Raw genomic sequence first — 12,021 nt, 5'->3', positions numbered from 1 at the left:
CGCCGGGCTGCTGGGCAAGAAGAGCGGCCAGGGCTTCTACCCCTACTGACAAAGCCGCCGCTTTTGGATTATTGCATGAACCTTTAGTTCTTTCGTACGCTGGGATCGTGCTCAGTCCAGCGGCAACAGGCAGCCCCGCCGCCACTCCCGCTTCCAGCTTCCGGCCCGCTCTGGCCGCCACTGCGGATGAGCTGGCCGCCATCGCGGCGCAGGCCGTCCGCGTCGGGCGCTTGAAGGCGGCGGACGGCGTCGTCTCGGACAAGATCCCGGAGCTCGCGAACGTGAACCCCGAGAGCTTCGGCTTCGCGGTCACCACCGTGAGCGGCATCGAGTTCGGGATAGGCGACAGCGAGAGGAGATTCTCGCTGCAGAGCGTGACGAAGCTGTTCGCACTGGCGGCGCTGCTGCGGGCGGAGCCGACGGCATGGAGCCACGTCGGCTGGGGCCCGACCGAGCTCGGGTACAACTCGGTCAGTGAGCTGGAACGCGCCGGGGGCCGGCCGCGGAACCCATTCGTCAATGCGGGAGCGCTGATCGTTACTGATCGACTCCTGCACCACACCGGGTCCGCGGTCGAAACCGTGGCCGAGCTGATTCGTGACCAGTCAGGCGACCCGAACGTCGGGCCCGACGAGGCTGTGGCTTCCTCAGAAGCGCAGGCGGATCATCGCAACCGGGCCCTCGCCCACGTCCTCGCCGAGTATGGTCGCCTGCTGAACGACGTCGACGACGTGCTCGCGCAGTACTACGCCCAATGCGCCATCACCGGCTCTGTCCTCGGGACAGCGCGTGCCGCGCGCTTCCTGGTCGACCGGTGCCTGCAGGGTCGTTTCCTCGACTCTGCGAACGTCCGACGCATGAACGCGGTGCTCCTCACCTCCGGCATGTACGACGCCGCCGGTGACATCGCCTACCGGATCGGGATGCCAGCCAAGAGCGGCATCGGCGGCGGCGTCCTCGCCACGCTGCCGGGCGTCGGCACGGTCTGTGCCTGGAGCCCGCCGCTCGACCGCTCCGGAAACTCGGTCGGAGCCGTCGCCGCCATCGAGGACTTCGCATCGAGGGCCGGCTGGTCGCTGTTCTGACGTCAACGAGAAGCCGAGGCACACGTTCCAGCGCTTCTGGCCGCCGGTCGCCACCGTGCCGCGCCTTCAGGCTGGGCCTGAAGAATGCCGCGGAGTTGACACCCGCAGAAGCCGTAATTTAAGGTCGAAAGAACGGACCAAAAGACGTAGCCCGTTCCGGGCCAGAGGCACAGGGGTCTCGATGCCGCTTCATCCCGTGGCGCAGCAGCTTCTCGACGCGGCTGCCGCCAGCGACCAGCCCAACAGCCACCTGCTCCCCATCGGGCAGGCCCGCGCGAACTTCGAGGCGACGTTCGCGGCGCTCGATGTGGAGCCGGTCGAGGACGTGGTGGACATGGTCGCCGCCACTCTCGATGGGGACATCCCGGTTCGGCTCTACCGTCCCACGTCGGCGGCGACCCCGCTGGTGCTGTATCTCCACGGCGGTGGCTGGCAGATGGGCAGCCTCGACTCCCACGACGGCATCTGCCGGTCGATCGCCAACGCCAGTGGGTACGCCGTGCTGAGCGTCGACTACCGCCGGCCGCCCGAGCACAAGTATCCGGCGGCTCCCCGCGACTGCTATCACGCGTTCCTCTGGGCGGCCGACCATGCCGACCGGTTGACCATCGACGCTTCTCGCATCGCCGTGGTCGGCGACAGTGCGGGGGGCAACCTGGCGGCTGCCGTTGCGCTGCAGGCGCGCGACCACGACGGCCCGCGGTTGGCGTGCCAGGTCCTGATCTACCCGGCGACGACGTTCGATCTCGACGAGGGGTTCGATCTCGACTACGAGGGCTACGTGTTGTTCCGCGACGAGGTCCAGTGGCACAAGGACGCCTACTTCAGCGGCCCGGAGGACGCGGTCGAGGACTACGCATCGCCCTTGAACGCGGCGGTGGAGGGGCTTCCTCCAACGTTCGTCCTCACGGCGGAGTACGACCCCATCGGCATCGGCGGTCATGCGATGGCCGACAAGCTCGCGGCTGGAGGCGTGAAGACCCTCCACCGTCAGTACGACGGCATGATCCATGGCTTCGCCCAGTTCCCGAGCCTCTTCGAGGACGCCAAGGTCGCCATCGCCGACGTCGCCGACTACCTGCGCGCCCACCTCGCAGACGAGGTCCGATGAGCGGCTTCGCCGGTCGGACGGCGATCGTCACGGGGGCTGGGGGAGGAATGGGCCTCGCCATCGCCATCGAGCTGTCCCGTCGGGGCGCGCATGTCGTGGGGGTCGACCTGAAGGGAGCGTCGCAGGAGTTCCCGGCGGGGGCACCGTACGTCTGTGGTGATGTGTCGGATCCCCGGCTGGCTCCTGAGGCGGTGGCTGCAGCGCTCGACACGTCGAGGACGAAGACGGTCGACATGCTCGTCAACGCCGCGGGCGTCGCCTGGTTCGATGATGCGGGGCTTCCGACCCCTCCGTTCGTCGACGGCTCCATCGTCGACATGGACCTCGAGGCGTGGGTTCGCGTGCTGGCGATCAACCTCACCGGGCCGATGCTCTTCGCGCGCGCAGTGCTACCCCGCATGCAGGCGCAGGGCGCGGGATCGATCGTGCACATCGCCAGCATCGCGGGCCTGCGGCTCGCGGACGGCGCACTCGATGCCTACCAGGTCTCCAAGGCCGGTTTGATCAGCCTGTCGCGCGCGATCGCCGCTCAGTACGGTCCGGATGGCGTCCGGTCCAACACTGTGTGTCCAGGTGCCATCGTCACGCCGATGATCGCGGGCATCTACGAGCGTGATCCTGCCCGGGAGCAGTCGATGGCGCAACGCGTGCCGCTTCGACGCGTGGGTACGGCCGGAGACGTCTGCTCGGCAGTCGTCTATCTGCTCTCCGACGACTCGTCGTTCGTCACTGGGACCGACCTCGTCGTCGATGGTGGGTGGCTCACCAACATCGGGTGAGCCATCCATCTCGGCTACCGGCTCAGCCAGGACTCGATGGTGTGCCGGGTCTCGTTGATGTGAGCAGTCATCGTGGCTGCCGCCAAGTCGGCGTCCTTGCCGCGGATCGCGCCGAGGATCTCGGCGTGGTGGTCGTTGGCGTTGTCCTCGATGTGGCCGAAGATCGCGCCGACGGGCAGCCACATCCGGCTCCGTGCCTGGGCGACCGAGTCGACGAGCTGCTGATTGCCGGAGGCCTCCGCGATCCCGAGGTGGAACGCCGAGTCGAGGAGCTGGAACTCGGTGACCTGTGCCGTGGACGCGTCGGCGCCGCGGCCAGCCTTGATCGTCTCGTCCATGCGGCTCACGAGGTCGGCCAGCTTGGGAAGGTCGGCGGACTTGCGGCGCTCGGCGGCCAGGCGTGCGGCGCCGGACTCGACGATGACGCGGAAGTCGAACGCGTCGCGCACCGCTACCCGATTCCGCTTCAGCTCGTGCCTGGCCTCCACGGGGTCGTACGTCGGCTCGAGCACGAGGAAGCCGCCTCCGCGCCCCCGTCTCACGGAGATCCGTCCCTCGCGCTCCAGGACCGCCACTGCAGCGCGGACAGTGGTCCGCGACACGTCGAGCATCTCCGCGAGATCGCGCTCGGACGGCAACCTGTCGCCGGGGCGGAACTGCCCGGCGTCCATCGAGCGTCGAATCTGGTCCAGGACCAGCTCGTGCGCCGCGATCTGCCGGATCGGTCCTAGGTTCGCCACCTCGGTCACGGCCATCTCCTCATCCTCCTCGGATCGCGCCCTGCGACTCACTCGGCCCGTACGGGCAGCGTCGAATCTCAGAAAAGACCTAGAGGTCTTGTCTTTAGTCCAATTGCTGCGTACGGTGCTTCAGTATATATGGCCCGGCTTTTAGACCCTTGTCACGGAGAAGCGATGTTCTACCCCCTCACTGTCAACGACTTCCTGACCCGGGCGGTCACTGTCTTCCCTGACCGCACCGCCGTCGTCGACGAGCCCCTCATCGGCCACGCCTGGCAGCAGATCACCTATCGCGATCTCTCGGCGCGAAGCCGCTCGCTCGCCGCGACCCTGGATGCTCTGGCCGTCCCCGTCGGCGGACGGGTGGCGATCCTGTCCCAGAATTCCGCGCGCATGCTCACCGCCTTCTACGGCGTCAGTGGGTCCGGCCGGATCCTCGTCCCGATCAACTTCCGCCTCACGGCGGGGGAGGTCGACTACATCCTGGAGCACAGCGGCGCCGAGGTGCTTCTCGTCGACCCCTCGCTCCAGGGGATCGCCGACGAGGTCCGGTGCCGGCACACGTTCGTCTTCGGAGAAGATGACGAGCCGCTGTGGACCAATGCTGCGACGCCGCGGGAATGGGTGGCCGACGAAGCGGCCACGGCGACCATCAACTACACATCCGGGACGACCGCGCGCCCCAAGGGCGTCCAGTTGACCCACCGCAACCTCTGGCTCAACGCCGCCACCTTCGGCTGGCATCTCGGGATCGACGAGGACGAGACCTACCTGCACACGCTTCCCATGTTCCATGCCAACGGGTGGGGCATGCCGTATGCCATCACGGGCTTCGGAGGCACCCACATCATCCTGCGCCAGGTGGACGGCGCCGAGATCCTCCGCCGCGTCGAGCGGCACGGGGTGACGCTGATGTGCGGCGCACCGGCGGTGATGGCTGCCGTGCTGGATGCTGCCCAGACGTGGGAGGGGCCTGTTCCTGGGCGCGACCGCGTCCGGGTCGTCGTCGCCGGAGCGCCGCCTCCCACGCGTCTCATCGAGCGCATCCGGGACGAGCTGGGGTGGGAGCTCATCCAGATCTATGGTCTGACTGAGACCTCGCCCTTCATCACGATGTCGCGGATGCGTCGCGAGTGGCGCGACCTGCCAAGCCTCGAGCAAGCGCGTCTCCTGGGGAGGGCCGGGGCCCCGGCGATCGGCGTCCGCGTGGGAGTTGCGCCCGACGGTGAGGTGCTCGTGGCGAGCAACCACAACCTCGAGGGCTACTGGCAGAACCCCGAGGAGACTGCCCGGGCGCAACAGGACAACGTCTTCCATACGGGCGACGGCGGTGCCATCACGGACGGCTACCTCACCATTCAGGACCGCAAGAAGGACGTCATCGTCTCCGGCGGGGAGAACGTCTCCTCGATCGAGGTAGAGGATGTCCTGGCCAGTCACCCGGCCGTGCGCGAGGCCGCCGTCATCGGCATTCCGGACGAACAGTGGGGCGAGCTCGTCACCGCGCTCGTCGTGGCGCAGGCCGAAGTGTCGGCGAGCGAGCTGATGGCCTACTGCCGCGAGCGCCTCGCCGGCTACAAGACCCCTAAGCGAATCGAGTTCCGCACCGAGCTCGCGCGCACCACGACAGGCAAGCTGCAGAAGTTCAAGCTTCGGCAGGACTTCTGGGGCGACCGCGAGCGGCAGGTCAACTAGACACCAGCCGGCGCTGGAGGCTGCTCGGGCGGCCAGCGCTTGTCACGCACGTCGCCGTGTCGGCGCATCAAAAAAGGTCGAAAGACCGAGGCAATGAAACATAAATGACAGCAGTGGTCATGCGCTGCCACAACGAGAGGTATCACAGTGACCGGGAAAGTGATCGTCACCGGCGGCGGCGGAGTCATCGGCCGCGCCATCTGCGCCCGGCTCGCGGAGGGTGGATACGAGCCCGTCGCCGCGGACCTGGAGTCATCGATCCCTGAGGGGGCTGATGCCTTCGGCCACCGGTTCGTCGTGATGGACGTCACCTGCGGGGACTCGGTCCGCCGCGCCGTGGGCGGGGTCGTGGACGACGGCGAGCGGCTCGCGGGTGTCGTCAACTGCGCGGGCATCCTCCGCGACTCGTTCGTCGGGGAGCTCGACGAAGCCAAGCTGGAGCTGATGTTCCAGGTCAACATCGCCGGGATGGCTCGGGTGGTGGAGGCGACTGCGGGCTTGGTCGCCGATGGTGGCTCCATCGTGAACATCGGCTCGCTGACCGGGCACTTCGGCCGGTTCACCGGTGCGTCGGTGTACGGCGCGACCAAGGCGGGGATCGCGGCCTACACCCGCTACCTCGCCGCCGAGCTCGCGCCTCGGGGCATCCGGGTGAACAACGTCGCGCCCGGTGTCATCCGGGCGCCGATGAGCGAGTCGATGGCGCGCGTCTCCGGCGGCGAGGAGGCGGCGGCCGCCCACGCCATGCTCAAGCGCATCGGCGAGCCGGAGGAGGTCGCCGAGGTCGTCGAGTTCCTCATCTCCGCGCGATCCTCCTTCGTCACCGCTCAGACCATCCTCGTCGACGGCGGTGTGGTCGCATGGTGACCGCCGCGTCACCCGTCCTGCGGGCCAGCTGCGTGGAGGCCGCGAACGCAGAGGCGTTCGACCGTCTGGACGCAGCCGACCCCTGGGTGGTCGATGTGGCGCCGGCCCGGGAGGCCATCCCCGGCTACGGGGAGAACCTCGTCCTCACCTCGGGCGCGCCCATGGCCTGGGAGGCGTACGTCGGCGGCCAGCGCGAGGCTCTCATCGGCGGTGCTCTCTTCGAGGGCCTCGCGCGCACTCGTCAGGAGGCGATCGACGGCTTCGCGTCAGGCGACATCTCGATCGGCGCGTGCCATGACTACGGCGCTGTCGGCTCGCTGGCCGGCATATACACCGCCTCCATGCCGGTCTTCGTCGTCGAGAACCGTGCGCACGGCAACATCGGGTACTGCAACTTCTACGAAGGCAAGGAGCCGCGCCGCCTCAACTACGGCTGTTACGACGAAGGCGTCCACGAGCGGCTCGAGCACGTCAACACGGTGCTTGCGCCAGTCGTGGGGGAGGCGATCCGGCGGACCGGTGGTGTGGCGCTCAAACCACTGATCGCTCGGGCTCTGCGCATGGGTGACGAGGTGCACAGTCGGAACGCCGCTGCATCGGTCCTCTTCAGCCGCGCGATTCTGCCAGCCGTCCTCGACATGGTGCGAGACGACTTCCCTGGCGTCCGCGAGACCATGCTGCACCTTGCTGAGAACGACTACTTCTTCCTGCGACTCTCCATGGCGGCCGCCAAGGCCTCCGCCGACGCGATGGTCGTCCCTGGCTCGACGCTGGTCTCGGCGATGGCCTTCAACTGCCGCGGCTTCGCCATCAAGCTCGCAGGACTGGGGGACCAGTGGTTCGAGGGCCCGCCGCCCGTTCACGAGGGCAAGCTCTTCGCTGGTCATCGCGAGGATGAGATCACCTGGATGGGTGGGGAGTCGCCGATCACCGAGACCGTCGGCCTCGGAGGGTTCGCCCAGGCTTGCGCGCTCACCTTGCAGGAGTACCAAGGCGGATCCGCCGACGTCATGATCGCGCGGAACCGAGAGATGTACGAGATCACGCACGGCGAGAGCTCGACGTACCGCATCCCCTTGTTCGACTTCCGTGGCACGCCGACCGCCGTTGACGCCCGCAAGGTGCTCGCGACCGGCATCACGCCGGTCATGGATGTCGGCCTCGCGGGCCGCGACGGGGGCCAGATCGGCGCCGGGATCATCCGCGCGCCTCGCGACTGCTTCGAGATGGCCTTGGCTGCCCTCGGCGAGAGTCTTGACGCCCGCCGTAATGGTTGAAAGACTAGTCCAAATAACCAATCGACACGACGAGACGGTGGTCATCATGGACTCTGCGAACTCGACGGCGTCCCTGGAGTCCAGGGCTCATGACGTCGCGATCATCGGCACCGGCTTCAGCGGCATCGCGGCCGCGACGGCTCTGATCAGGGAGGGCGTTCACGACTTCGTGATGTTCGAGCGCTCCGAGGACATCGGCGGCACCTGGCTGGTGAACCGCTATCCCGGAGCGGAGGTCGACCTCGAGTCGCACATCTACTCCTTCTCGTTCGAGCCACACGACTGGACGCGAACGCACGCCAACTGGCATGAGCTGCTCGAGTATCTGCAGGGCGTCGCCCGCAAGTGGGGTCTCTACGAGCGAACGCTGCTCAACACCGGTGTCGCCACCCTCACGTGGGACGAGTCTTCGAAGACGTGGATGATCCAGGACGAGGCGGGTCGCTCTCACGGGCCGTTCAAGGCGGTCGTCTCAGCCGTCGGTTTCCTCAACACGCCGCTGATCCCGCCCTTCCTCCGCGGAGAGACGGTGTTCGAAGGCGACCTGTGCCACACCTCGACGTGGCGCGACGAGCTCACGCTGCAGGACAAGGCGATCGGCGTCCTCGGGACCGGCTCGTCCGCGGTGCAGGTCGTGACCGAGGCCGAGCGGCAGGGCAAGTCCGTCAAGGTCTTCCAGATCGAGCCGAACTGGCTGCTCCCGAAGAACGCGCGCGACTTCACCCCGGCTGAGCGTCGGTGGAACCGGCTCAAGCCCGTCTACTACTTCCGCCGCTACCGCCTCTACCTCGACTACGACCTGCGTCAGTACAACGCCAGCCATGCGCGGGCGGACGGTCGGGTGAACAGGAAGCGCCTGAAGGCGGCGAAGGAGTATCTCCACCAGGAGGTCGGCTCGCGGCCCGAGCTCGAGAGGCTTCTCACTCCGGACTTCTCCATCGAGGCGCGTCGCACGGTCATCAGCGACACCTACTACAAGAGCCTGCTCTCGCCGAAGGTCGAGCTCATCCCTCACGCCGTCACCGAGGTCACCCCGGCCGGGGTGGTGGACGCCGCGGGGGAGAAGCACGACCTCGACATGATCGTGCTCGCGACCGGCTTCGATGCGGCCAACTTCATCAGCACCTACCGGACCGTCGGAGAGAACGGCATCGTCCTGCGCGAGCAGTGGGAGGGAGGTGCCGACGCGTTCCTGGGTGTCATGACACCCAACTTCCCCAACTTCTTCATGATCTTCGGTCCGAACACCAGCGGCATCCCGCTGGTCACCTACTACGAGGCGCAGGCCAGGTTCGCCGCCAAGGTGATCAAGAAGCTGGCGGCGGGGAAGGCTCGCAAGGTCACGGTCAAGGGCTATATGCACAGCCTCTACAACCGACGCCTCCAGCGCCGTCTCGCCAAGACGGTGTGGACCGAGGTGCCGAGCTACTTCCACGGCACCAGCGGGAAGATCATCAGCCAGTGGCCCTACAGCCCGACCTCCTACATCATCGGGCTGCGCTTGGCGCGCTGGTTCGGCATCGACGCGCGGTAGCCGCGACATGGGTGCCGTGGATCAGAAGGTCATCGTCGTGACCGGAGCGGCCGGTGCGATCGGCCGAGCGAGCGTTGCTGCCCTCGTCGGGGAAGGCGCCACGGTCGTCGGCATCGACCTGCGCGAGGTCGACGACACCGGTGCGCATGCGTTCCTCGGCTGCGACCTGACCGTGGAGGACGACGTTCGTGACCTCTATGCGAGCGTGGTCGAGAAGTACGGGCGCATCGACGGCCTGTTCAACAACGCCGGCGTCGCGCTGGCAGAGGACACCTCCGTTCTCGTCGAGGACCTCAGCATCTTCGACCGCACGTTGCGGGTCAACGTGGACAGCGTGCTGCTGTGCTGCAAGCACGGGATCGGGCACCTGATCGCGTCAGGTGGTGGTGCCGTCGTGAACACCGCATCCCTCGTGGCGTCGATGGGCTCCGCCGTCTCGCAGATCGGATACACGGCCTCGAAGGGCGCCGTGGTCGCGATGTCGCGCGAGATGGCAGTCGAGTTCGCCCGCAAGGGAGTGCGCGTCAACACGCTGAGCCCTGGCCCCGTCCGCTCACCGATGCTGGACGCGCTCTTCACCCCCGACCAGATCGCACGGCGCATGGTGCACGTGCCGGCCGGACGGTTCGGGACAGCGGAGGAGATGGCCGCCGCCGCGGTCTTCCTCCTGAGCGATGCCTCGAGCTTCGTCAACGGCTTCGAGCTCGTCGTCGACGGAGGCATCTCCGCGGCGTACGTCACCCCCGAGGACTAGCCCACGAAATGGATCAAAGGAGACGATGAGGTCATGAACCATCCGATGAACCGACGCATGCTGTTGACGCGTCGGCCGACCTGGACGGCCACACTCGAGGACTTCACCCTGGAGGAGGCGCCCGCACCAGAGCCCGGGCCGGGCGAGGTCCTGGTCCGCGTCCTGTGGATCGCCTTCGACCCGGCGATGCGGGGGTGGATGAACGACGGGCCGTCGTACGCGCCTCCGGTTCCCCTCGGCGGGGTCATGCGCGGCCACGGTGTCGGCGAGGTCGTCGAGTCCGGCGTGGAGGGCGTCGGTGCCGGCACCCTCGTGACCGGGAACTTCGGATGGCAGACCCATGCCCTGGCTGCGTTCGAGGAGGGGACGCTCGGCCAGCTCGAGCATGTCCACGACCCCAGCGCGAGCCGGCCGGTCGCCCGCCGGGTGCCGCAGGGTGTTCCTCCCACCGCGGCCCTCGGTGTCCTCGGCACCACCGGTCTGACCGCCTACTTCGGGATGCTGGAGCTCGGCGAGCCGCGGCCCGGGGACGTCGTCCTCGTCTCGGGCGCCGCGGGAGCGACCGGCTCGGTGGCCGGTCAGCTGGCGAAGCTGGCCGGCGCCACGGTCATCGGGATCGCGGGCGGCCCGACGAAGGTCCAGTGGCTCACCGACGTCGCCGGGTTCGATCACGTGATCGACTACAAGTCCGAGGACGTGGCCGAGCGCCTCGCCAAGCTGGCCCCGCGGGGTGTCGACGTCTTCTTCGACAACGTGGCGGGCAGGATCCTCGAAGCGGGCATCTCCAACATCGCCCAGCGGGGGACTGTCGTGCTCTGCGGAGGGATCTCCAGTGGCTATTCCGACGAGGCGGTGGCCTACGGGCCGACGAACCTGTCGACGATCACCGTTCGTAGCGGCACGATGAAGGGCTTCATCGTGACGGACTTCGCAGACCGATTCGACGTCGCGACCGAGCGGCTGACCGACTGGATCGGCGAGGAGCGCCTGGTGTGGGCCGAGGACATCGTGGACGGAGACGTCACCGACGCCGTCTCGACCATGAACCGGCTCTTCGACGGCAAGAACCTCGGGAAGCAGATCCTGCAGCTGGGCGTTCCCGCCCAGTACTGACGACTCAACAGGCCGCCGTGGCACCCACGAGGGGGCCACGGCGGCCTTGACCTGTGAGGTCACCCGCCGGACGTCGCCGATGGCGGGACCGCCCCCACATCCGTGTAGGCGTGGGCCGGGATGTGGCGGAGATCCTTGTAGATCGACCAGGTGCACACACGTCGCCCAGCGCCATCCGCAGTTGGTCGCACCGGCGGCTCGATCACCCGCAGTGGGATGCCGATCAGCTCGATCGGCGCTCGCTGCTGAAGTTGGCAGCAGTGCGCGCAGTACAGACACACGCCCTTGGTGTTCCACGCCCAGTTGTGCTCGTTGCTCGTGAACTCCCTGGGATCGCGCTCGGCTGGATCCGAGTCGTCGTAGGTCCGGCCACCGGAGCCGCAGGGGGCGAACTCGAGCACCCACCGTTCCCGCTCCTCCCTGACCGTGAAGCGGCCATCGCGGGAGGGGCCGGTGAGATGTCCCCGCACCGCCTCGAAGATGTCCAGGCCCAGGCGCTCGACTGACTGCTCCCACGGATGAGCCGCGGGGTCGTACTTGCCTGGGATGCCGGCGTAGTAGTCGCGCAGCAGTGCGTCCCAGAGCGGGCCGACGCTGGCCTCGCCGAGGGAGGCGGCGGCAAGGGCGAAGAGTGCCGCGAGCCGATCGGTCGCCGGGTCGTGTACGGCGAGCCATGTCGATCGTGCAGCCTCGAGCTCCTGGGCCGCCTGCGGGTCGCCGCGGGTGCCCAGCTCCTCGAACCGGGCGATGCGCTCGAGGTAGCGCCTCCATCCGCCCTCGAGCTCCGCTCGGACCCGCGCGGCATCCGCATGCGCGGGTCCGAGCGCCGACTCAGGCACATCCGACTGGGCAAGCAAAGCCGGAAGCTCGTCGAGCCAGCGAACGTAGAGGTCGAAGGCCTCCTGTGCCTCCTGGACGGTCATCCGCGCCAGCGCGGCGGCATCGTCTCCTCGACCTTCCTCGAGAGCGTCGAGAGCGAGGGAGTACGAGGACCGGCCTTGCTCGGTCCAGGGGTCGGACCGGACGTCGTGGCCGAGCGCGTCAGAGAATCGTGTCGGCCCCACCG

11 protein-coding genes are annotated in these 12,021 nt (G+C 67.8%); 9 read left to right on the top strand and 2 right to left on the bottom strand.

Annotated elements, in window-relative coordinates:
- The first annotated feature begins 107 nt into the window (after window positions 1-107).
- The 3 genes from glsA to ACYQ1K_RS10065 all read left to right on the top strand — a co-directional run bounded on the left by glsA (window position 108) and on the right by ACYQ1K_RS10065 (window position 2,975).
- Window positions 108-1,085, top strand: coding sequence for a glutaminase A (gene glsA, locus ACYQ1K_RS10075; RefSeq protein ID WP_459982755.1), 978 nt, complete (start codon window positions 108-110; stop codon window positions 1,083-1,085).
- Window positions 1,086-1,266: 181 nt separating this feature from the next.
- A complete protein-coding gene (locus ACYQ1K_RS10070; protein WP_459982754.1) occupies window positions 1,267-2,196 on the top strand; it encodes an alpha/beta hydrolase in 930 nt (309 codons plus the stop codon).
- On the top strand, window positions 2,193-2,975 hold the full coding sequence (locus ACYQ1K_RS10065; protein ID WP_459982752.1) for an SDR family NAD(P)-dependent oxidoreductase: 783 nt from the start codon (window positions 2,193-2,195) through the stop codon (window positions 2,973-2,975). The genes ACYQ1K_RS10070 and ACYQ1K_RS10065 overlap by 4 nt, the downstream gene beginning before the upstream one ends.
- Window positions 2,976-2,989: 14 nt before the next feature.
- Here the strand turns inward: ACYQ1K_RS10065 and ACYQ1K_RS10060 are convergent, their stop codons facing one another.
- Complete coding sequence (locus tag ACYQ1K_RS10060; protein ID WP_459982751.1) at window positions 2,990-3,730, bottom strand: FadR/GntR family transcriptional regulator; 741 nt, start codon at window positions 3,728-3,730, stop codon at window positions 2,990-2,992.
- A 159-nt stretch (window positions 3,731-3,889) separates the two neighbouring features.
- On the opposite strand from ACYQ1K_RS10060, the gene ACYQ1K_RS10055 reads away from it, so the two are divergent.
- The 6 genes from ACYQ1K_RS10055 (at window position 3,890) to ACYQ1K_RS10030 (ending at window position 10,955) form a co-directional block, all read left to right on the top strand.
- Window positions 3,890-5,410: an AMP-binding protein gene (locus ACYQ1K_RS10055; RefSeq protein ID WP_459982749.1), complete on the top strand. Its 1,521-nt coding sequence runs from the start codon at window positions 3,890-3,892 to the stop codon at window positions 5,408-5,410.
- 147 nt (window positions 5,411-5,557) lie between these two features.
- Window positions 5,558-6,277 (top strand): SDR family NAD(P)-dependent oxidoreductase, encoded by a 720-nt coding sequence (locus ACYQ1K_RS10050; protein ID WP_459982748.1) that lies wholly within the window; start codon window positions 5,558-5,560, stop codon window positions 6,275-6,277.
- Window positions 6,271-7,554 carry a YlbE family protein gene (locus ACYQ1K_RS10045; RefSeq protein WP_459982747.1) on the top strand — a complete coding sequence of 428 codons (1,284 nt, stop codon included), beginning with the start codon at window positions 6,271-6,273 and terminating at the stop codon, window positions 7,552-7,554. The genes ACYQ1K_RS10050 and ACYQ1K_RS10045 overlap by 7 nt, the downstream gene beginning before the upstream one ends.
- 46 nt (window positions 7,555-7,600) lie before the next feature.
- Entirely contained in the window at window positions 7,601-9,088 is a 1,488-nt protein-coding gene (locus tag ACYQ1K_RS10040; RefSeq protein ID WP_459982745.1) for a flavin-containing monooxygenase, read from the top strand.
- A 7-nt stretch (window positions 9,089-9,095) separates the two neighbouring features.
- Complete coding sequence (locus ACYQ1K_RS10035; RefSeq protein WP_459982743.1) at window positions 9,096-9,842, top strand: SDR family oxidoreductase; 747 nt, start codon at window positions 9,096-9,098, stop codon at window positions 9,840-9,842.
- 33 nt (window positions 9,843-9,875) lie between these two features.
- Window positions 9,876-10,955 (top strand): NADP-dependent oxidoreductase, encoded by a 1,080-nt coding sequence (locus ACYQ1K_RS10030; RefSeq protein WP_459982742.1) that lies wholly within the window; start codon window positions 9,876-9,878, stop codon window positions 10,953-10,955.
- A 59-nt stretch (window positions 10,956-11,014) separates the two neighbouring features.
- On the opposite strand, the gene ACYQ1K_RS10025 is transcribed toward ACYQ1K_RS10030, so the two are convergent.
- Window positions 11,015-12,019, bottom strand: coding sequence for a hypothetical protein (locus tag ACYQ1K_RS10025; protein WP_459982740.1), 1,005 nt, complete (start codon window positions 12,017-12,019; stop codon window positions 11,015-11,017).
- Window positions 12,020-12,021: the final 2 nt, after the last annotated feature.

The organism is Nocardioides sp. AN3, assembly GCF_054653495.1.
This window is presented reverse-complemented; position numbering and strand designations above follow the sequence as displayed.